Source organism: Microbispora sp. NPDC004025, assembly GCF_053604425.1.
The window spans coordinates 39,087-58,516 of sequence record NZ_JBSGHN010000014.1; the positions used below are offsets into that span (position 1 = coordinate 39,087).

Annotated in this window: 19 protein-coding genes and 3 pseudogenes; 14 read left to right on the plus strand and 8 right to left on the minus strand. The window is 70.1% G+C overall.

Annotation, left to right across the window (positions count from 1 at the left end):
• Positions 1 to 549 precede the first annotated feature (549 nt).
• Together ACWEQG_RS29480 and ACWEQG_RS29485 are read right to left on the minus strand one after the other, a co-directional pair.
• The gene (locus tag ACWEQG_RS29480) at positions 550 to 1,224 is read right to left on the minus strand and encodes a response regulator (RefSeq protein ID WP_452289666.1); all 675 of its coding nucleotides are present in this window, start codon (positions 1,222 to 1,224) and stop codon (positions 550 to 552) included.
• Positions 1,221 to 2,498 (minus strand): sensor histidine kinase, encoded by a 1,278-nt coding sequence (locus ACWEQG_RS29485; RefSeq protein ID WP_452289668.1) that lies wholly within the window; start codon positions 2,496 to 2,498, stop codon positions 1,221 to 1,223. The genes ACWEQG_RS29480 and ACWEQG_RS29485 overlap by 4 nt, the downstream gene beginning before the upstream one ends.
• A gap of 146 nt (positions 2,499 to 2,644) precedes the next feature.
• Between ACWEQG_RS29485 and ACWEQG_RS29490 the strand changes: the two genes are divergently transcribed.
• The 4 genes from ACWEQG_RS29490 (at position 2,645) to ACWEQG_RS29505 (ending at position 7,316) form a co-directional block, all read left to right on the plus strand.
• Positions 2,645 to 3,781 (plus strand): serine hydrolase domain-containing protein, encoded by a 1,137-nt coding sequence (locus ACWEQG_RS29490; RefSeq protein WP_452289670.1) that lies wholly within the window; start codon positions 2,645 to 2,647, stop codon positions 3,779 to 3,781.
• 492 nt (positions 3,782 to 4,273) lie between these two features.
• Positions 4,274 to 5,437: a serine hydrolase domain-containing protein gene (locus ACWEQG_RS29495; RefSeq protein WP_452289672.1), complete on the plus strand. Its 1,164-nt coding sequence runs from the start codon at positions 4,274 to 4,276 to the stop codon at positions 5,435 to 5,437.
• A 96-nt stretch (positions 5,438 to 5,533) separates the two neighbouring features.
• The gene (locus tag ACWEQG_RS29500; RefSeq protein ID WP_452289674.1) at positions 5,534 to 5,878 is read left to right on the plus strand and encodes a hypothetical protein; all 345 of its coding nucleotides are present in this window, start codon (positions 5,534 to 5,536) and stop codon (positions 5,876 to 5,878) included.
• A 484-nt stretch (positions 5,879 to 6,362) separates the two neighbouring features.
• The gene (locus ACWEQG_RS29505) at positions 6,363 to 7,316 is read left to right on the plus strand and encodes a serine hydrolase domain-containing protein (RefSeq protein WP_452289971.1); all 954 of its coding nucleotides are present in this window, start codon (positions 6,363 to 6,365) and stop codon (positions 7,314 to 7,316) included.
• On the opposite strand, the gene ACWEQG_RS29510 is transcribed toward ACWEQG_RS29505, so the two are convergent.
• Positions 7,244 to 8,404: an aldo/keto reductase gene (locus ACWEQG_RS29510; protein ID WP_452289676.1), complete on the minus strand. Its 1,161-nt coding sequence runs from the start codon at positions 8,402 to 8,404 to the stop codon at positions 7,244 to 7,246. The genes ACWEQG_RS29505 and ACWEQG_RS29510 overlap by 73 nt on opposite strands.
• Positions 8,405 to 8,463: 59 nt before the next feature.
• Between ACWEQG_RS29510 and ACWEQG_RS29515 the strand changes: the two genes are divergently transcribed.
• From ACWEQG_RS29515 to ACWEQG_RS29535, 5 genes and pseudogenes are all read left to right on the plus strand, one after another.
• Positions 8,464 to 8,910 (plus strand): MerR family transcriptional regulator, encoded by a 447-nt coding sequence (locus ACWEQG_RS29515; RefSeq protein ID WP_346229712.1) that lies wholly within the window; start codon positions 8,464 to 8,466, stop codon positions 8,908 to 8,910.
• 300 nt (positions 8,911 to 9,210) lie between these two features.
• Positions 9,211 to 9,635: pseudogene (locus ACWEQG_RS29520) on the plus strand (DUF6192 family protein); the annotation flags it as partial.
• A complete protein-coding gene (locus ACWEQG_RS29525; RefSeq protein WP_452289677.1) occupies positions 9,605 to 9,799 on the plus strand; it encodes a DUF6192 family protein in 195 nt (64 codons plus the stop codon). The pseudogene ACWEQG_RS29520 and the gene ACWEQG_RS29525, both read left to right, overlap by 31 nt.
• 390 nt (positions 9,800 to 10,189) lie before the next feature.
• Positions 10,190 to 10,297: pseudogene (locus ACWEQG_RS29530) on the plus strand (transposase); the annotation flags it as partial.
• Positions 10,298 to 10,583: 286 nt separating this feature from the next.
• The gene (locus ACWEQG_RS29535) at positions 10,584 to 10,733 is read left to right on the plus strand and encodes a transposase (RefSeq protein WP_452289679.1); all 150 of its coding nucleotides are present in this window, start codon (positions 10,584 to 10,586) and stop codon (positions 10,731 to 10,733) included.
• Positions 10,734 to 11,096: 363 nt separating this feature from the next.
• Here ACWEQG_RS29535 and ACWEQG_RS29540 read toward each other — a convergent pair whose 3' ends face one another.
• Positions 11,097 to 11,708 (minus strand): TetR/AcrR family transcriptional regulator, encoded by a 612-nt coding sequence (locus ACWEQG_RS29540; RefSeq protein WP_452289681.1) that lies wholly within the window; start codon positions 11,706 to 11,708, stop codon positions 11,097 to 11,099.
• 22 nt (positions 11,709 to 11,730) lie between these two features.
• On the opposite strand from ACWEQG_RS29540, the gene ACWEQG_RS29545 reads away from it, so the two are divergent.
• The gene (locus tag ACWEQG_RS29545) at positions 11,731 to 12,216 is read left to right on the plus strand and encodes an SRPBCC family protein (protein WP_452289683.1); all 486 of its coding nucleotides are present in this window, start codon (positions 11,731 to 11,733) and stop codon (positions 12,214 to 12,216) included.
• Between the two features lie 29 nt (positions 12,217 to 12,245).
• On the opposite strand, the pseudogene ACWEQG_RS29550 reads toward ACWEQG_RS29545, so the two are convergent.
• Positions 12,246 to 12,361, minus strand: a pseudogene (locus ACWEQG_RS29550) (RidA family protein); the annotation flags it as partial.
• A 639-nt stretch (positions 12,362 to 13,000) separates the two neighbouring features.
• Between ACWEQG_RS29550 and ACWEQG_RS29555 the strand changes: the two are divergent.
• Positions 13,001 to 13,924, plus strand: coding sequence for a hypothetical protein (locus tag ACWEQG_RS29555; protein ID WP_452289973.1), 924 nt, complete (start codon positions 13,001 to 13,003; stop codon positions 13,922 to 13,924).
• Positions 13,921 to 14,505 (plus strand): tyrosine-type recombinase/integrase, encoded by a 585-nt coding sequence (locus tag ACWEQG_RS29560; RefSeq protein WP_452289685.1) that lies wholly within the window; start codon positions 13,921 to 13,923, stop codon positions 14,503 to 14,505. Before ACWEQG_RS29555 ends, ACWEQG_RS29560 begins: the two co-directional genes overlap by 4 nt.
• A gap of 96 nt (positions 14,506 to 14,601) precedes the next feature.
• Here the strand turns inward: ACWEQG_RS29560 and ACWEQG_RS29565 are convergent, their stop codons facing one another.
• Both ACWEQG_RS29565 and ACWEQG_RS29570 read right to left on the minus strand, forming a co-directional pair.
• Entirely contained in the window at positions 14,602 to 15,264 is a 663-nt protein-coding gene (locus ACWEQG_RS29565) for a response regulator (protein ID WP_452289687.1), read from the minus strand.
• A gap of 52 nt (positions 15,265 to 15,316) precedes the next feature.
• On the minus strand, positions 15,317 to 16,546 hold the full coding sequence (locus ACWEQG_RS29570; RefSeq protein WP_452289689.1) for a histidine kinase: 1,230 nt from the start codon (positions 16,544 to 16,546) through the stop codon (positions 15,317 to 15,319).
• Positions 16,547 to 16,769: 223 nt separating this feature from the next.
• Here ACWEQG_RS29570 and ACWEQG_RS29575 point away from each other — a divergent pair, with 223 nt between their 5' ends.
• A complete protein-coding gene (locus tag ACWEQG_RS29575) occupies positions 16,770 to 17,249 on the plus strand; it encodes a DUF6326 family protein (RefSeq protein ID WP_452289691.1) in 480 nt (159 codons plus the stop codon).
• 224 nt (positions 17,250 to 17,473) lie between these two features.
• On the opposite strand, the gene ACWEQG_RS29580 is transcribed toward ACWEQG_RS29575, so the two are convergent.
• Positions 17,474 to 18,052 (minus strand): TetR/AcrR family transcriptional regulator, encoded by a 579-nt coding sequence (locus ACWEQG_RS29580; protein WP_452289693.1) that lies wholly within the window; start codon positions 18,050 to 18,052, stop codon positions 17,474 to 17,476.
• Between the two features lie 113 nt (positions 18,053 to 18,165).
• Between ACWEQG_RS29580 and ACWEQG_RS29585 the strand changes: the two genes are divergently transcribed.
• On the plus strand, positions 18,166 to 19,236 hold the full coding sequence (locus tag ACWEQG_RS29585; protein WP_452289695.1) for an amidohydrolase family protein: 1,071 nt from the start codon (positions 18,166 to 18,168) through the stop codon (positions 19,234 to 19,236).
• Positions 19,237 to 19,430: the final 194 nt, after the last annotated feature.

Sequence of the window (19,430 nt, forward strand, 5' to 3'; positions counted from 1 at the left end):
CACCGTTTCCTGCACCCGCCTGGAGACGCCGCCTACCCGGCAACCTTCACCCGCTGCGCGACATGAAATCGCACAGCGTCACACAGTTGGCACCGACGACAACGACGCGGAAAGTGCAGCAACACCCTCTTACAATCGCATCGGCAGCTTCGCCGTCTCGCGCGCTAGTCTGCGTTTCGTTGCCGTCATGACCGCTGGATCTATCGTCGGCACTCTGCCGAGCGGGTGTGCTTCTGGGGGCGATTCCCGACCTCGTTCCTATTTCGGCTGTCGCCATCATCCTGTTGATCTCAGCGGTAAAACTGGCCGAGCACAAGTGGCAGACCACCGCATCGGGGCGTGACGGCCCGTGATCCTCGCACCGCTGGGAGGGCTACACCTGGCCGTCGGTGCGCGTCAATCCCCGCATGCTGGCCGCGCTGCCGCCCGGGTCGTTCCCTGGTGTCGGCGTGGCCGACGCGTACGCGTTCCTGGAGCGCCAGGCCGCCCACGGCTGAAGCCCCAGGCGTGGCCTGCCACGCCGCTCCGTCGTCCTGTCCCGCTCGCGGTTCAGCCGGCTCCCGGGCGTACCACGCCGGATTCGTAGGCGTACACCACGGCCTGGACCCGGTCGCGCAGGCCGAGCTTGGACAGTATCCGGCTGACGTGTGTCTTGACGGTGCCCTCGGTGAGGTGCAGGAGCCCGGCGATCTCGCTGTTGGACAGACCGCGGGCGATGAGCGCGAGCACTTCGCGTTCGCGTTCGGTCAGGGCGTCGGGACGGATGGTGGATGCGGCGGGCCGGGGGCCGGTGCCGACGTAGCGCTCGAGGAGCCGGCGGGTCACGCTGGGCGCGACGACCGCGTCGCCGCGGGCGACCACGCGGATGGCCGACAGCAGATCGGACGCGAGGGTGTCTTTGAGCAGGAAGCCGCTCGCGCCGGCATGGAGGGCGGCGTAGACGTATTCATCGAGGTCGAAGGTCGTCAGCATCAGAATTCGAATGTCTGTTCCAGGACCGCCTTGGGCGCCGGCGCAGATGCGGCGGGTCGCCTCGACGCCGTCCACCTCCGGCATGCGCACGTCCATCAGCACGATGTCCGGCCGCAGCTCGTGCGCCATCACGGCCGCCTGGGCGCCGTCGCCGGCCTCGCCGACCACCTCCATATCGGGAGCGTTCTCCAGGATCATGCGGAAGCCGGTGCGGACCAGGGCTTGGTCGTCGGCGAGCAGGACGCGGATCATGCGCGTGGCCCGTCGGCCCGCTCTTCCACCGGCAGCGACGCCCGCACGGTGAAGCCGCCCCGGGCCACCGGCCCGGTGCGGAGGGTACCGCCGAGCAGTTTCACGCGCTCGTGCATGCCGCGCAGTCCGTTGCCGTGGCGCGGGTCGTGTGGCGGGCCCTGCCCGTCGTCGGTGACCTCGATATTCACTGTCGTGTCGCCATAGGTCAGGACCACGTCGGCGCTCGCGCCGGCGCCGGCGTGCTTCATGGTGTTGGTCAGCGCCTCCTGGACTATCCGGTATGCCGTCAGGTCCACCGGGGCGGGCAGGGTGGCGGGGACACCGTCGACGCGCAGCCGCACCGGTGTGCCCGCCCGCCGTACCCGGGCCAGCAGAGCGGGGAGCTGGGCCAGCCCCGGCTGGGGATGCCAGGCGTCGTCCACCTCGCCGAGCGCGCCGAGCGCCCGCCGCATGTCGGCCAGGCTGGCCCGCCCGGTCGTGACGATGGTCTCCAGGGCGGCGCGGGTGTCGGCGGGCCGGTGCTCCAGCGCGGCAGCGGCGCCCTGCGCCTGAATGACGATCAGAGACAGGCCGTGCGCCACGACGTCATGCATCTCCCGGCTGATCCGCCCGCGCTCGGCGGCCACGGCCAGCGCCGCCTGCTGGTCGCGTTCACGCTCCAGGTCGCGGGCACGTTCGCGGAGCTGTTCCAGGTAGGCCCGGCGGCTGCGCGCGCTCGATCCGATCGCCCAGGCGGCCACCAGCCCCGAGCCCAGGACGAACACCCCGCTCCAGGCGACCGGCCCGTTCTCCCGCGTGGCCTGCTCGGGCCCGCGCGGTTGGGCGTGGCGTACCTGGAAGACCGGGGTCGGCAGACCGGCGAGCCCCTGGTACAGACTCCACGCCGTGACGAGCAGCAGCAGGGCGGCCAACACCGCGGCGGAGACGGCCCGGGTGGTGCGGGCCGCGACGGTGTACAGCACGATCAGCACCCCAAGATCGGCGATCATCGGGGGCACATTGGCGGCCAGGTGCACCCCCGCCGCCGCTGTGCACAGCGCCAGCATCGGCAGCGGCCGGCTCCGGCGCAGCGCGACACCGGTCACGATGAGCGCGGTCATGCCCCACCACACCCACAGGCCGGCCATGCCATGGGCGCCGGGCGCGGCGGCCACCGCGGCCTGCGGGTGGTTCACCGTCACGCAGGCCGCCAGCAGCCCGGCCCCCAGGGCCGTGTCCTGCACCGCCGCGCGGCGCACCCAGCCGCGCAGGACGGCCACACTGTGCTTTGTCATGGTTTTGGCAAGTGTAAAGTCCGCTCGCGTGCCGTCACGTCTGTCTCAGGAGGGATGTGCCGCCCCGCGCGTACATCCTTGGACAGACGCGTTCATGTGACCGCCGCCAGACGCGGGCAGCGCCGCGCGGCCACCAAGGTGATCACATGATTCGACGCGAACTCTCAAGGGCGGCCCGGACCGCCGCTCTGTCCTGCGCGCTCCTGACGCTGGGCACCGCGGTGCCCGCCACGGCCACCACAACCACTGCGACCAAGCCGCTGGTGGGCGACGTCCAGCAGGCCATGGAGACCCTGGCCGAGACTCCCGGCGTCGTCGGCGCCATCGGCGAGGTGTACGTCGACGGCAAACGCGTCGGCACGGGCTCGGCCGGCTCCCGCCTGCTCGGCGGCAAGGGCGGCAAGATCCCCTCCAGTGCCCGCTACCGGATCGGCTCGCAGACCAAGCAGATGACGGCCACGGTGCTGCTGCAGTTGGTCGAGGAAGGAAAGATCAGTCTGGATGACACGCTCGCCGACGTCCTGCCGGACGTGGCGACGAAGAACCAGGTGGAGCAGGCGGGAGAGATCACGGTACGGCATCTGCTCCGGCACCTCAGCGGCATCCCCGAATACATGCCGGTGGGCCTGTTCGACTTCACCACCCGCTACAGCCCGGCCGACCTGCTGGCGCTCTCACGGAAGAAGTCCCGGACCGTCGAGATCGGGACCTACCAATACTCCAACACCAACTACATCCTCCTCGGCCTGATCATCGAGAAGCTGACCGGCCGCAGCCTGGCGACCGAGTTCAAGCGGCGGCTGTTCACCCCACTAGGGATGAGGGACACCTACCTGCCTGTCGCGCCCCCTCAGGGAATCACCGGCCCGCACGGGCACGGCTACGCCCCCGACGACACGGGCACGATGCGCGACGTCGACCGCGTCAACGCCAGTTACCTGCTGGGCGCCGGGGGTGTGGTGTCCACCGCGCACGACATGAGCGCCTTCCAGCGCGCCTTCCGGCGAGGCAAGCTGCTGCCGGCGTCGCTCCAGAAGCTGATCACCGATCCGCCGGAGGGGCAGCCCCCGCTGCCGCCCGGCGGCATGTGTGGCGGCAAGCCCGAGATCCCGCCTGCGATAGCGGGTAGCTTCCCCGGGTTCGTCTCCATCACCTACACGTCGGCCGACGGCCGCATGCAGTTCGCCGTGTCCACCACGCTGGCCATGTCCGACCGCGAACGCCAGGCCATGATCAACGCCACCCGGCAAGCGGCCAAAACGGTGTTCTGCCCCCAGGCATAAAGACGGGCGGCCGTTCCAGAGGGACGACCCGCTCGCCGTGCGACGGCGGCCACCGAAGCGCCAGGTCTCCGGCGGATGGATCCTCGACCGGGACGACCGTCAGCGCGACTCCCACATCGACGCCGCTCGAGCGCAAGGTGGACTGGCGATACCCCTGACAAGGCGTGGCAGCGCCGCACCGAAGCGCCCCGGGGACTACGGGGCCGGTTGAGGTCCCACCCGGCCCGGGGGAGCTCCACTAGGCAGCCGAGATTCGGAGGGGCCTGACCCTCGCTCACTATGAAGGCCCGGCGCCGAACTACAGATCAGCGCCGGGCTCCCCGAGCCCGCCCCCGCCTCCAGGGGCGAGGCGCAGGCTACGTGCCGCGCCTGTCCCGGCCCCCCTCGGTTCCGGTGGTTCGCCGGCTACCCATGGGGTTGGTCTCGTCGGCCGTGCGCGAGGCGATCCCACCCGGTGGCTTCGTGCACGGGCCCCAAGGAAGGATTTTTTTCGTGAATCGTGCAACAGCGGCCGGCCTGGCCGGCCTGGCCTGCGCCCTGCTGACGCTGAGTATTCTGCCCGCCGCGGCGGACTCCGCCGCGAGCCGGCCCCGTCTGGGGGATGTGCAGCAGGCGCTGGAGGAACTGGCCAAGACGCCCGAAGTGGTGGGTGCCATCGGCGAGGTCTACGTCGACGGCGAGCGCGTCGGCAAGGGCTCGGCCGGCACCCGCCTGCTGAACGGCAAGGGCGGCAGGATCCCGACCGGCGCACGCTTCCGGGTCGGCTCCCAGACCAAGCAGATGACCGGCGTCGTGGTGCTGCAACTGGTCAAGGAGGGCAAGCTCAAGCTCGACGACAAGCTCAGCGACCTGCTCCCGGAGGTCGCCGAGAAGGACCTGGTGGAACGCGCGAGCGAGATCACCCTGCAGCAGCTCGTCCAGCACACCTCCGGCATCCCCAACTTCTTGCAAGACGAGGTGGTCGACACCTTCGACTTCACCACCTACTACCCGCCGATCGAGCTGGTGAAGGAGACCCGCACTCTGCCCCGGACGCAGGAACCGGGAGAAGAGTTCTCCTACTCCAACACCAACTACATGCTGCTCGGCCTGATCATCGAGAGGTACACCAAGCACACCGTGGCCGCCGAGTTCGAGCGGCGGCTCTTCGATCCCGTCGGCATGGACGACTCCTACCTGCCCACCACGTTCCCCGGCGGCATCAAGGGCCCGCACGGCCACGGCTACTTCCCCGACAGCACGGGCAAACTGCGCGATGTGGACCGGCACAACATGAGCTACGGCTACGCCGCCGGCGGCGTCATCTCCACCGCACACGACATCAGCGCCTTCCAGCGGGCCTTCGCCCAGAACCGGCTGCTGCCCGAAGAACTGAAGAAGGTGCTCATGGGACCACCGAGCAGCGCGCCGCACCCGTCCGGGCAGCCGTCCGAAGGCAGGGGCGGCCAGCCGCAGCCCGCACTGCCGTGCGGGGGCCAGCCGGCGATCATGTCGCTCAAGGGCAGCGGCCCCGGCTTCAACGCGGTCACCTTCGTCTCACGTGACGGCCGCACGCAGTTCGCCCTGTCGGCCACCCTGGCCGTCCCCAACACTGACCAGGCGCTGGATCCGCTTCTGGTCAAGGCCGCCGAAGCGATCTTCTGCCCGAAGGACTGACAACAGCGAGAAAACAACGGCTCCGTCACGCTCATGGCCTTGAATTCCGTCATTGACGAACGGGCAGGGCCCTGACCGTAGTCGGCGAAAGCCGTTTTGACCGACGGCGCGACGGCACTCGCCGCGCCCGCGATCGGCCACCGGCGCACACGCGAACGAAGTGCGGGGCCGAGGTCCGACGGGTACCGCCAACGGCTGTCCGCTGCCGGCCCGCGTGTCAGCGAGCAGGCCGTCGACCTCGCCCGCCTGGCGGGCGTCCGGCCGTCGAACGGCTCTGTCGCGGTCGTCAGGAAAGCGACGGCTCGCGGCGGCGCCCGCGTGGTCTTCACCCCGGCCGCCGTCGGCGACCACCTGGAATACCCTGTCACCGTCCCCCGGCGGGCGGAGTACGACCTCCTCCTGCGCTACTACCGCTCCCCGGCGGCGGCCTGGTCGACGTGACCGTGGACGGCACGCACCCCCGCAACCACGTCTTCGACACGACCTCGGAGCACGCGGAAGGCTATGACGTGCTGCTTCTCGGCACGATGCGGCTGGCCCCGGCCGGCACACCGTGCGCTTCACCCTGGCCGGCTCGGGGCCGCCAGGCAGGGGTGGTACCGAGGGGCGGAAAGGAAACTGCGCGAGTGACCCACCGGCGGTGGAGAGTGGCGTTCAGGTGCGTCAGGCGGGTGGCGTGAGCGTATGCGTCGCTTGGCGATCACCTCGATGGTAGGGAAGACCCCACCCGCACAGGCATGCAGGCGTGACTGATCTTGGGTGCGATTCCCGAGACATTGGATGCATGACGAAGTTGCTCGCTGCTGCTGTCGCTGGTTCTCTTGCCGCCGGTTGCCTGGTCCTCGCCCCTGTCCTTCCCGCCTATGCCGCCACTGCGGCTCCCTCGCCGCAGTCCCGCCTTGACGTGCTCACCACCACGGACGGTATGGCGGGCGCGTTGAGCCGGGTGCGCAGTCCCGGCGGGGTGAGCGTGACCCGGCGCTCCGGTACCGCTCAGCGGGGGAGCGGGAAGCCGATGATCGGTCCGGAGGGCCGGCTCAGGATTGCAAGCGGGAGCAAGCCGATCATGGCCGCCACCGTGCTGCGGCTGGTCGATCAGAAGAAGATTGACTTGGCCGCGCCGGTGGAGCGTTACCTGCCCGAGGTGCTGCGCGGCACCGGCGACGGCGCCGGGATCGACGGGCGGAAGATCACTGTCCGGATGCTGCTTCAGCAGACCAGCGGCCTGCCGGAGTTCCTCGACGCGATCGAGTGGAAGGAGCCCTTCCCGGACTTCCTTCAGGTGGCGCTGACGCTCAAGCCCACGGCCCGGGGCTCCTTCGCCTACGCCAACACCAACTACCTGGTCCTCGGCATGATCGTGACCGCGGTGACCGGCAAGGACTTCCGCCAGGCGAGCCGGGACCTGATCCTCAAGCCGTACGGGATGCGGGACACGTACTGGCCGGCCAAGGGCGACTACGGCATCCGCGGCCCGCACGCCCGCACCTATGGGGTGCACCCCGGCCACCCGCAGGACGGCGAGGTGGACCTGACCGACCGGCTTCCCACCTACGAGTTCGGCCCCAGCGGCGGCCTGGTCTCCACTCCCGAAGACCTCAACCGGTTCTGGCGCAAGGCCCCGCTGAGCAAGATGATGATCCGGCCGGTCAAGGTCGAGCAGGAAGGCTGGCCCGTGGGCGCCCACTACGGTTTGGGCGTGATCCGGATGAGGACCGACTGCGGCGAGACCTACTTCGCCGCCGGCGACATGCCGGGCGCCGCGATGATCAGCGGCCGGGACCGGGCCGGGCGCGCCGCCACCGTCTACGTCACCGGCGTGCCCGACAATCGGCAGCACCTGATCGACGCCTTCGTCGCCGCGATGTGCGACCGCTGAGCCCGGGCGGCAGCCGCGGCTACTGGACCGGCGGGAGGCCTGCGGTTCTCCTGCTTGCCGGGTGGGATGGGGCTGGCCTCTTCCGCATCTCCGGTCCCTCGGGCGTCGGTGACGGGCCGGTTACCAGGCGTATGCCTCGGGGGCGGGCCGGGGCCGGGGAAGATCTCGTCCAGGCGGGCCAGCTCGCTCGCGCCGAGGCGCAGAGCGAGGGCCTGTAGCGAGCGGTCGAGCTGGTCCAGCGTGCGCGGGCCGATGATCGGGCCGGTGATGCCGGGCTGGTGGAGCAGCCAGGCCAGGGCGACGTCGGCCGGGGGGTGGCCGATCTCGTCGCAGAACAGCTCGTAGGCCGCCACCCGCTCGCGGTTGGCCGCCAGCCGCTTGGCGGTGAGGTCGGATCCCGAGGCGCGTCCGGTGTGGGTCTTGCGCAGGATGCCGCCCAGGATGCCGCCGTACAGCGGGGACCAGGGGATCACGCCGAGGCCGTATTCGCGGGCGGCCGGCAGCACCTCCAGCTCCGCGGTGCGTTCGGCGAGGTTGTACAGCGACTGCTCGCTCACCAGGCCGAGCGAGTGGCGTCGCCGGGCGGCCTCGTTGGCCTGGGCGATGTGCCAGCCGGCGAAGTTGGAGGAGCCGACGTACAAGATCTTGCCCTGTTCCACCAGGAGGTCCATGGCCTGCCAGAACTCCTCCCATGGCGTGGTCCTGTCGATGTGGTGCGCCTGGTAGAGATCGATGTGGTCGGTGCGCAGGCGGCGCAGGCTGTCCTCGACCTGGCGGCGGATGTGCAGCGCCGACAGACCGCGGGTGTTCGGGCCCTGCCCCATCGGCTCATAGACCTTGGTGGCCAGGACGATGTCGTCGCGGCGCCCGCTCTTGGCCAGCCAGCGTCCGATGATCTGCTCGGTCCAGCCCTCGCCGAGGCGCCAGCCGTAGATGTTGGCGGTGTCGAAGAAGTTGATGCCGAGGTGGAGCGCACGGTCCATGATCGCGTGGCTGGTGACCTCGGGGGTGTCCGGCCCGAAGTTCATGGTGCCGAGCACGAGCCGGGAGACCTGCAGGCCGGTGCGGCCCAGATGCGTGTACTGCATGGGAGCGACGCTAAAGTTTGGCATCGGTTGGAACGTCAAGCTGATATGGGGCAGATCACATGCTCATCGGCGAGCTGGCGCGCCGCAGCTCGGTCAGCACCCGGTTGCTGCGCTACTACGAAGCACAGGGCCTGCTCACCTCCGTCCGGCTGGCCAACGGGTACCGCGACTACGCCGACGACGCCCCCATGATCGTCGCGCAGATCCGTGGTTTGCTCGCCGCCGGGCTGTCCACCGAGGTCATCCGCGAGCTGCTGCCGTGCGCCGCGGGCAAGCAGCCACGGCTGACCAGCTGCCCGGATCTGGTCGGCATCCTGCGGGAGGCCCTTCGGGACATCGACGAGCGCATGGAGGTGCTGGACCGTAACCGTCAGGCGCTGATCCGCTACCTCGACGCCGCCGAGGCCGGCCAGGTCCAGCCCCCCACTGTCACCTCCCGGCGTGGCGGCCGCCACCGCACCGTGCCCGTGCGGTGGAAACGGGGCAGACAGCCCAGTGGCGTATGACCGGGAACGCCTCCGGGCCGCGCGCAACCGTCTCCGGCCGTTGGCTCAGCCGCCTTCACGATCACCTTGCCGAGGTCGATCGGGCGTCTGAACCAGCCGTGAGCGAAGCCGAGGTCGGCGATGCGCCGCAGTTCCGCGTGGTCCAGCCGGGCCGGATACGAGCCGAGGGAGAGCTTTGCGGCGCAATCACTGCAGCTGTTCGCCGACGATCTCGCGATTCCAGTGAAGACGTTGGAGACCTACCGCTGGGTGGCCTCCCGCTGGCCGGCCCAGCACAGCCGGCACGAGGTCCCGTACTACATGCACAAGACGCTGGCCTCGCTCCGCGACGATGAGGAGCGCTGGGAGCGCATCACCAAACCTCCGCTGGACAAGCGCACCCAGACGCACCGGTGCACCGACACAGCCGCCAAGCAGGCCGTCGACCAGAAGTTCGCCGACACCACCTCGGTGCAGCACAAGGTCGAGCGCATCCACGACCTGGCCCGCGATGAGCAGGTCGCCGCCGCCGTGTCGACCGATCTGCTGCGCCGCCCGGAGGTCGCCTTCAAGGCGATGACCGACACCACCGCCCGCATCTGGTCAACCGTGCGCAGGTCGACCAGGCCCGGCAGGCTGGCGAGGCGGTCCGGGAGCGCACCCCGGCGCTGCCCCGGATCGAGCGCAGCCGCGACTTCATCGAGTTGGTCGGCGCGTGCTCGGTGTTCGTGGCCGCGGTAGGCCGGGTGCTGCCGACGCTGCGCGGGCACGCCTTCACCGCCGAGGAAAAGGCCACCGTGCAGGCGCTCTCGGCCGGGTACGCGCGACCGCTGACTGGCTGGAGGCGGCCGTCGAGTCCGGCGACGTGAGCCTGGATGAGGGCCTGGCCCGGCTGCTGCGCGGAGAGTAGCGCCCATGCCCTTCAGGGGCCTGGCCGCCAACGTCTGTGGCGATCAGGTTCGTCTCGCGCTGCTGGAGGCCCGCCGGATTGACCGCCCGGCAACTGGTCGGCGCCACCAAACTGAGCCTCTATCAGGTTCGCAAGGGCGTCCTCTACATTCGGGAGGTCTCGGCGATGGCCCACTTGACCCCGCTGATTTGGACGGCGGACGACGGCTACCGTTTCTCCTCCCAGCCCGATGACTGGACAGCTTACGAGCGCTCGCGGATGCGCCACGAGCTGACCCGGATCAGCCGCCTGTTGTCGGCGACGGCGGCACCACATGCAGCCGCTCGCCCGGAGGAGGAGTGGGTCAACCTGGTGCTGGCCCTGCTCAACAAGGCGGGACGGCGTGAGCTGATGCGCCCGCGACTCTACCCGTCTGACACCTCCGACGCCGAGTGGGCCTTGATCGAGTTTCTCCTGCCGGTGCCCGCTTGCCGGACACGCACAGGCGGCCGACCGGAAAAGCACCACCGCCGCGACATCTTCGACGCGATCAGGTATGTGACCGACAACGCCTGCAGAGGAGGGCCCTGCCTGCGGACTTTCCGCCTTACCAGACCGTGTTCGGGTTCTTCAGCCGCTGGACCAGGGCCGGGGTCTTCAACCGGGTCCGTGATGAGCTTCGCCGCGCCATCCGGTTGCGCGCCGGGCGCTGCCCCAACCCGGTCGCGGGCGTCATCGACTCCCGGTTGGTGCGCGCCGCGGCCACCGTCACCGGCCGCTCCCGGTCTTATGACGCAGGGAAAAGGTGCCGGGGAGAAAACGCCACCTGGTCGTGGACACCTTCGGCCTGCTCATGATGGTCATGGTCACGGCCGCCGGACAGCCCGACCGCGAGGCCGCCCGGGAGTTACTGGCCCGGCTGCGGATGCTGCACCCGCAGCTCACCCTCATCTGAGGCGACAGCGCCTACGCCGGGACGCTGGTTGAGTGGGCCCGCCGCTTCCTGCACCTCACTCTGAAGGTTGTCACGAAACGGCCTGGTCAGACCGGGTTCAAAGTACTCGCGAGAAGGTGGCTCGTCGAAAGGTCTCTGTCCTGGCTGATGAGCGCCTGCCGCAACGTGGTCGACTTTGAACGCAAACCCTCGCACAGAGAAGCCCACCTGACCGTCGCTTCGATCACGCTCATGACCAGACGATTGACCAGAAAAAGGCCACCAGCATGGACCAGGCATCGGACCGACGCAGTCCCGGCGGCCTGACCCACCCGTGGAGCCGGATCGAAGCCGCCTCCTCGGGAGCCGGCTCACTCGTCCGGCTCACTCCTCCGGCAGGGCGAGCGTGCGGGCCGCGTGGCCGGCCCACGCCGTCAGGAACGTCTCCCGGTCCAGGTCGCCCGGCGTGTGGCCGATGAGAATGCGCAGCAGCGGGAAGTAGGTCAGCGACGAGATGAGCACGGCGGCCGTGGCCTCCGGGTCGGCCGCCTCGGCCACGCCCGCCGTCCGCTGGGCCTCGATCCAGACGGTGCACTCGCGGTAGAGGGTGGCCAGCACGCCCTGCCACATCGGCTCGAAGATCTCCGGGAACGCGGTGAACTCGCGCAGCATGATGCGCACCAGGTCCCGGTCGCCGTCGATCACGTTCCACACCGCGTCCGCCATCAGGCGCAGCGCCTGGCGGGGGTCGTCAGGGACGTGCTCCACCACCTGCGCCCTCCGGCGCGCCATGGTGTCCAGGTTGCGCCGCACGGCCGCCTCCAGCAGAGCCTTCTTGGAGGGGAAGTGCTTGTAGAGCGCTCCCGAGCCGCTGGCCAGGCCGCAGGCGCGCTGGATGTCGGTCACCGAGGTCGCGCCGTAGCCGTCCCGCGCGAACAGCCGGATGGCCTCGTCCAGGATGCGTTCCCGGGTCACGCCCGGGGTCGTTCTCGCCATAGTGAGAGAGTACTCTCTTTCTATGGTTCAAGTCATCGTGGAAGAGACCATCCGCTGCACGCCACAGGAATACCTGGACTTCGTGATGGACGCCAAGCGCTACGCGGAGATCGACGACAAGATCGGCCCGATCGACTGGGTGCGTCGCGTCGGCGACGTCGTGGAGTTCAGGTTCCGCCCCCGACTGCCGGGCATCCCGGGCCCCGCGCCCAAGCTCGTCTCCCAGATGCGCCTGACCCCCGGCCGGCGCGTCGACGTCCGCTACGCGCCCCTGCCCCGCAACCGGCTCAACCACCTGCTGTCCCGCTTCAGCGCCTCCTTCGAGGCGGAGGCCGTCGCGGACGGCGTCTCCCGAGTGCGGCGCACGATCTCCATCGACTTCGCCCCGTTCCTGCGCTGGCTGCTGGAGCCGGCCCTGCGCCGCCGGCTGCCCGCCGACGTCCGCAACGAGGTGCGGGGGTCCAAGCGACGGCTGGAGAGTGAGGAGGCCGGACCGCCGCCGGCCTGAGCCCTCCGGTGGCGGTCAGGCCGGCCGCGTCAAGCGACGGCGGTCCCCTCCAGCTCGACCATCAGGTCGGGGATCGCCAGCCGCGTCACCCCGAGCATCTGGTGCACGGCGCCACCCCTGTGGCGCCCAGCCGCGCCGCGAGCAGCGTTACCGGATCGGCTCCGGCGCGGCCTCGAAGTCCGACGGATACATGCGCATGGCCCGCGCCCGCCAGGCCGCGACGATCCGGTCCGACACCTGCCCGAAGACGGTTTCGTCCAACCCGAGAAACCGGGCGGTCTTCAGCGCGGTTCCACACCTCTTCGAACTTGGCCGCGGTCAGGGCGATGAGCTCGTATTCGTCCCACTCCTGCACAGGGCCCTCGGCGGTCAGGCCGTAGGTCGCCTCGTACTGGCTGAGCCGGCCTTCTGCCTGAGCCTGTTGCCATTCCGTCAGGGACGCAGCAGCGATGGGTATGCCGTCCGGTCCGCGGAGCTCGACCTGGCGGCTCACCCAGCCGTCGGCATCGACCTCGAAATAGAACCACACGTCCTCGTCATCCCAATAGGCACGGAACCAGCGCGTCATGCAGCCAGCAGGCCGGACGCAACGAACACGATGAGAGCCTCACTTGACGAGATCGGGGTGGCCGGCGGCTGGGTCGTAGCGAACGGCGGCGTGGACGCTGACGCCGACCGAGCCACCGTTCCTCCGCCCACCAGCGCCTCGCTCAGGCAAACAGCCCACCATGAGCATGCGACAGCGGAGGCGGCATGACCAGGGCACACGACCGCGTCGGTCACCCTGTTCACCGCTGTGGCGGTGTTCCCGCTGATGTTGCTGCTCGCCGCTTTTCTGTGGGACGGCACCGCCAAGCTCCGCGCCGGCCGTGAGGCCTACAACATCGCGGAAGAAGCAGCTCGGGCCGGCGCCGGATACGTCGACCGGCGCGCCGCCTACACCGACGGCCGCTACGTGGTCGACCAGGCCGCCGCCCTGCGCGCCGCGCGCTCCTATCTCACCGCCACCGGCTACACCGGCAGTGCCGCACCGACCGGCGCTCACGCCATCCAGGTCCGCGTACGGGTAACCGAACCCACCCTGTTCCTGGCCCTGATCGGCATCAACGACATCGCGGTGACCGGGACGGCCACCGCCCGCCTCGTCCCCCGGGGTAGCGGGAGAACTTCGATGACCAGGTTCCGCCTGCTGGACGGGCTACGGGCGCTGGTGGCCGCTGCGTCTTGGCCGCGCTCATCGCCGGTGTGCCCCTGGTGCTGTATGCGCTGGCCGGATCCCCCCTGCCCGCCCACCTCCCCAGCCTGGACGCCCGCCTCCGCCACGCCAAACGCCAAGCACGCCGCCGTGGCCGCCGCATCGCCCTGCCCGCCGACCCTGCCACCCTTGCCACAGAGCAGGAACTACGCCGCCTGGCCGCACCCGACGCCCACGCATAAGGCCGTCAGGCCCTGGCCCGGCTCGGCGACGTCATCACCGCCGCCGGCCGCCACCTGCCGCACGTACTCGGCGCACGCGTCAGCACCGACACCGTCGAACCACTGCTGGCCCAGCCCGCCGGCACGCCACCCGCCCCGTTCACCCAGGGCCGCACCAGAGCGACCTGGCATATCGACCTCAACAGCGCACCCCACGCGGACCACCTCCGCGACGTACTCCCCGCACTGCTCACCACCGGACATCTCGACAACGGACACGCACTCCTGGTGAACCTCGAACGCCTGCAGACCGCCACCGCGACCGGCCCCGATGAGCTGGTCGACCGCTTCCTCACCACCACGGCCACCGAACTCATCACCGGCGACGGGCCCTGGTTCGACGTGCTCGCCGTCGGCTGCGCGGCCGCACCCCGGCGCCATTTTCCCGCCGTTGCGCAAGGGCGGCCGCCTGCGCGTCGATGGGCGCGGCCGGCCCGTGCACATGACACACCGCGCGCGCTCGGCGCCATCCTCGACGCGCGCTACGCCCAGGCCGCGGTCGCCCGCCGCACCCCGCACGACTTCCGCCGCACCTTCGTCGGCGAACTGCTCGACGCCGGCGTCGACCTGGCCACCACCCAAGCCCTGGTCGGGCACGCATCCCCCGCCACCACAGCCCGATACGACCGGCGGCCCGAGCGACGCCGCCAGGAGGCGACCGACAAGCTCACCTTGCCCAATGCCCGGCCACCGCCCCTCGATGGCTGGTTCTGGCTCCATTTCGCAGAGAATGTCCGATGTACCTCAAGATCCTCGAAGCTGATTTCCGATACATGCATTCTCGGAATTCAAGGTTCATCGAATCAGGAATAGTGGAGCGTCGCGTGGCGGCACCCCGGGCAGGCGGATGCGCGAACGGAGAGCCGCGGCCGTCAATCCGGGTGCCGGCGGGGCCAGGCTTTGCCGGTGTCAGCTGGTGAGGCCGGCGTCGTGAGCGAGTAGGGCGATCTGGGTGCGGTTGTTGAGATTGAGTTTGGTGAGTATGCGGGAGATGTGGGCTTTCACGGTAGCCACGCTCATGAACAGTTCGTTGGCGATCTCGGCGTTGGACTTGCCGTGCCCGACGGCGATGGCGACCTCGCGTTCGCGTTCACTGAGCTGATCCAGCGCGGTGGTGGCGCGCTGTTGCCTGGCGGCGGCGCCGGTGTCGCTGAGGTGGGCGATGAGCTGCCGGGTCACGGTCGGCGACAGGATGGGTTCGCCGGCTGCGACCCGCGTGATCGCGCGCAGGATCTCGGCGGGTGGGGTGTGTTTGAGCAGGAAGCCGCTGGCCCCGGCGCGTAGCGCGCGGAGGACGTGCTCGTCGGCGTCGAAGGTGGTCAGGATGATGACCTCGGGTGGGTTGGGTCGGGCGCGCAGCTGTTCGGTGGCGGCGAGGCCGTCGAGGGTGGGCATGCGGATGTCCATCAGGACCACGTCCGGGGCGTAGGCGTCGACGGCGGCGGCCACTTCGCTTCCGTCGCCGGCCTCGCCCACCACGGTCAGGTCGGGTGAGCCGCCGATGACCATCGCCAGGCCGGCCCGCACGAGCGGGTCGTCGTCGACGACGAGGACCCGCACCGCTGCGTTCACGTTGGGCTCCTTCTCTTTGCCCAGCCGGGCCACGGACCGACCCTGGCCGCGATCAGAGGGTAGGCCACGGTAGCCAGGCCCAGAGCCGGAACTCACCGGCCGGGGTGGGTCCGTGTTCGAGGCGTCCGCCGGCGAGGGCGGCTCGTTCGGTGAGCCCGATGAGGCCGATGCCGGCGCCGGGAATTGCGGTACCACCGCCGGTGCCCATAGGGCACGGGTTGCGGATCTCGACGGTCACGCCGTCGCCCGGGGTTGCCCGGACGGTGACGGCCACCTCGGCGTCGGGGGCGTACTTGCGGGCGTTGGTCAGCCCTTCCTGCACGATCCGGTACGCGCTGCGCCCCACACCAGCCGGCACGGCGGCAAGCGCATCGGTCTGGCAGTCGAGCCGCACCGTCATCCCGGCGCGCCGCGACTGGTCGACGAGGTCGGGGAGGTCGGCCAGGGTGGGCTGCGGCCGTTCCGGCGTCTCGTCGGACCGGTCGACACCGGCGCGGAGGACGCCGATCACCTGCCGAAGGTCCTCCAGCGCCTGGTAGGCGCTGTCGCGGACCACCCCGGCGGCGCGGGCGACCTCGTCGGGCGCGGCGTCGGGGCGTAGCTCCAGCGCCCCGGCGTGCAGGCTCAGCAGGGACAGGCGGTGGGCGAGCACGTCGTGCATCTCCCGGGCGATCCGGTTGCGTTCGCCCTGGCGGGCCTCGGCGACCCGCAGCTCCTGTTCGGCCTCGACCCGCCGGGCCCGTTCGCGCAGCGACTGGCGCCGGGCCCGCACGAACATGCCCCAGGCGAGCACCGCGAGCGCGAAGACGACGCCCAGCACGATCTGCGACCAGGGTCCGACCGGGACGTCCGGGCGGACCAGCAGCGTGAGGAACGGTACGAGCGCGTACCCGGCCGCGATCCCGGCGACCACTGCGAAGCGCCGGTGGACCGCGACGGTGAACAGCGCGACGAGCGCCGCGCCCGCGGCGGACGTCGCGTAGACGCTGACCAGACCGGCGGCCACGGCGAGGCCGACCGGCCAGCGCCGGCGCAGCCACACCGCCAGACTGCACAGGCTGCCGAGGACGAGGTCGACGGTGAGCGGGACCGGCGCGATGTGCTGCGCGCGGCTGTCGGCCAGGGTCTGCACCACGACGCCGACGGCCAGCAGGAAGCAGGTGGCGTCGACGATTCGGCCGCGGACCGTGCGCCCGGCCGGGCGTACTGGATCGTGGTCAGCATCGCTGATCACGCCCGCCGGTAGCGGGCTCCGATCCTGCGGGTCCGCCGGGGCCATCATGATCAAAGCGTACGGCCGGGTCGGGCCCCACGGCATCCGACCAAAGTCGAACCCGAGGTGTAGACCTTCGGCCCGCTGCCATCGACCTCGGCTCGTAGCGGCGCATGCGGCCGCTCCAGCAACCTGTTCCATATAACCGTAACGGACGGCCCAACAAACCCTCCGAAACGGTATTCCGACCATTCCTGCGCCAACTAATGGCGCGGAAAGGAAGTGAGAAACGATGAGCGACATCCGAACGAACACCCCGAGCATGCTCGACAACCCGCCGATCCCCGTGCAGGCCAAGCTCGCGGCAGCATGGACCAGCTTCATGTTCCTCTACATCTACGTCGACTACTTCCACCTCTACAAGCCTGGCGCCATCGACGAAATCCGGGGTGGCGTCGTCTTTGACTTCGACATCAGCGGGACGTTGTTGACCATTTTCACCGCGTCCGTGGCGATCCCGGCCCTGATGGTGATGCTCTCCATGACGCTGCCCGCCCGGGTGAACCGCGCCACGAACCTCGTCGTTGCATTGCTCTACATCCCCTTCTCGGTGTTCAACGCGGTAGGGGAGTCCTGGGACTGGGCCTCCTTCTACGGCCTCTCCATCGGAATCGAGGTGCTGCTCCTGGCCTTCATCCTGCGGTACGCGTGGAAATTCCGTCCGGTATTCGCACGCCCCGGATCCTCCCGCGAATCGGTGTCGGCGCGCTGAACCGATCCGCCTGCCTCGGCGCCCACCGAGGAGGGAGACCCCTCAAATGAGTAAACGAGAACCCCGATGTACGTCGCGCAAACGAGAGCGCGCGCTACGGAGTGTTACCAGTGGCCGTCGCGAAGGAGCCGCTACCGGCCGGCGGTGATGGCCTCCGACGGCAGCCACTCACAACGTGCACCTTTCGTCTCGCACTGCCGCCCTGCGGGATGCCGGCCAGGGGGTCATGGCCTGGTCAGCGGAATGAGCACCTCATCGACGATGGAGGCGATCTCGCCGGAGTCCACGAGACCGCCCTCCCATGCCTGGAAGAGGATCAGGCGTGGCCCGACTGAGACGATGCGCGGGGTGAGACTGCCGGGTGCGGCTTCGCCGCGTTCGACCGCCTGGCGCAGGACGGACAGCAGTACTTCCTGGTGCGGGCGGACCACCAGCCGGTGGACCTGCTCGAACAGTTCGGGATGGCGGTGGCGTTGGGCGATGAGCGGGAGCAGCGCGCGGCCGCGCGGCTCGTCGAGCGCCCGTACGAAGTGCTCGAGCAGGGCGATCAGGTCATCGCGCAGTGCGCCCGTGCGGGGCGGCGCCGGCGGGTCGCCGAAGCCGGTCGCGGGGTCGCTCAGCGCGGCGAGGACGAGTTCGGCCGGGGTGGACCAGCGCCGGTACAAGGCCGCTTTTCCTGTCCCGGCCGCGGAGGCGATCTTGTCGAACGTCAGCTCCTCGAAGCTGCTTCCGGCCAGTTCGCTCAGGACGGCCTGGAAGATCGCGGTGGTGAGGGCGTCTCCGCGGCGGCGCGTGGGACTCATGAGGACCGATATATCACGCACTTCGCCGTGCTAGCCTCCATTAGTGAACAGAGTTGTTCCTTATTTGAGGTGGGTGGCCCATGTCCACTGACGGCAGGACAGCCTTACGCAATGTGCGGGTCTTCGATGGCAAACGGCTCGGCGAGCCCCGTACCGTCGTCATCGACGGTGCGCTGATCGGCGACGATCCCGCAGGCGCGGAGGTAATCGACGCGGCGGGGGCGGCGCTGCTGCCCGGGCTGATCGACGCGCATGTCCACCTGCACGACCCCGGGAACCTGGCCGCCCTGGCCGCCTGGGGAGTGACGACCGGACTCGACATGGCCTGCTGGCCGGCCGAGCGGGTGGCCTCGCTGCGCGCAACCGAGGGAGTGGCCGACTTCCGTACTGCCGGACTGCCCGCGATCGGGCCGGGCGGCCACCACGCCCGTATGCCGGGAATGCCGCCGGAAGCCGTCATCCTGACGGCAGCCGATGCCCGGCGGCACGTCGAGGCGCGGGCGGCGGAGGATGTCGACTACATCAAGGGCGTCGCCGAGGCCCCCGGCGAGGGCGGGCCGCCCGCGGACGCGCTGCGCGCGCTGGTGGAGGCGGCCCGCGAGTACGGGCTCAAGACGATCGTCCACGCCGCTACCCCGGGCGCCTACACGATGGCCGTGGAGTCGGGAGCGGAGTTCGTCACGCACACGCCGATCACCGGCGGGATCCGGGCGCACGACGTGGCCGCGATGAAGAGCGCCGGCCAGAGGTGCATCCCGACGATCACCATGATGGAGGCGTTGCTCACCGCCCTCATGACCTCCGGCCCGCCACCTGGGCGGGCCGGCCACCTGGCGGAAGTGCTGGGCGACGTCGGCCGTCTGCACCGGGCCGGTGTTGAAATCCTCGCCGGAACGGACGCGAACGCCGAGCCGCTGCCCGTGCCCCACGGCGAAAGCCTGCATCACGAATTCGAGATGATGGCGCGGGCCGGAATGACGCCGGTAGAGATCCTGCGCTCGGCGACCGTGCTGCCCGCCCGCGCCTTCGGCCTGGCCGACCGGGGCGCCGTCCGGCCGGGCATGCGGGCCGACCTGTTGCTGGTCAACGGTGACCCGACCCGGGACATCACGGCCACCCGCGACATCCGCGCCGTCTGGTGCGCGGGTCACCCCGTCACTCCGGCCACCGCTCGCGAACGCTGAAACCTGAGCGGCTGGCGAGCGGAGGTTCCCGTAACCGCGGCGGCGTCGGCAGGGCCGCGAAGATGTGGGATCAGCCGGCCGCCGGACGTGATGATGTCGTGTCGACCCGCCCGAAGGGGAAGCGGGCCTTGGTCTGCTCGGCTTGTCCGGGTCGGTGGCGGGCGGGGCGATCAGGCACCTACCTCAGCTATCTA

Excerpts from the sequence above, each read along its gene's own strand:
- ACWEQG_RS29510 (WP_452289676.1), bottom strand. The coding sequence starts at position 8,404 with ATGCAGTACACGCATCTGGGCCGCACCGGCCTGCAGGTCTCCCGGCTC.
- ACWEQG_RS29480 (WP_452289666.1), bottom strand. The coding sequence starts at position 1,224 with ATGATCCGCGTCCTGCTCGCCGACGACCAAGCCCTGGTCCGCACCGGC.
- ACWEQG_RS29570 (WP_452289689.1), bottom strand. The coding sequence starts at position 16,546 with ATGATGGCCCCGGCGGACCCGCAGGATCGGAGCCCGCTACCGGCGGGC.
- ACWEQG_RS29490 (WP_452289670.1), top strand. The coding sequence starts at position 2,645 with ATGATTCGACGCGAACTCTCAAGGGCGGCCCGGACCGCCGCTCTGTCC.
- ACWEQG_RS29580 (WP_452289693.1), bottom strand. The coding sequence starts at position 18,052 with ATGAGTCCCACGCGCCGCCGCGGAGACGCCCTCACCACCGCGATCTTC.
- ACWEQG_RS29485 (WP_452289668.1), bottom strand. The coding sequence starts at position 2,498 with ATGACAAAGCACAGTGTGGCCGTCCTGCGCGGCTGGGTGCGCCGCGCG.
- ACWEQG_RS29540 (WP_452289681.1), bottom strand. The coding sequence starts at position 11,708 with ATGGCGAGAACGACCCCGGGCGTGACCCGGGAACGCATCCTGGACGAG.
- ACWEQG_RS29505 (WP_452289971.1), top strand. The coding sequence starts at position 6,363 with ATGGCGGGCGCGTTGAGCCGGGTGCGCAGTCCCGGCGGGGTGAGCGTG.
- ACWEQG_RS29515 (WP_346229712.1), top strand. The coding sequence starts at position 8,464 with ATGCTCATCGGCGAGCTGGCGCGCCGCAGCTCGGTCAGCACCCGGTTG.
- ACWEQG_RS29575 (WP_452289691.1), top strand. The coding sequence starts at position 16,770 with ATGAGCGACATCCGAACGAACACCCCGAGCATGCTCGACAACCCGCCG.
- ACWEQG_RS29545 (WP_452289683.1), top strand. The coding sequence starts at position 11,731 with ATGGTTCAAGTCATCGTGGAAGAGACCATCCGCTGCACGCCACAGGAA.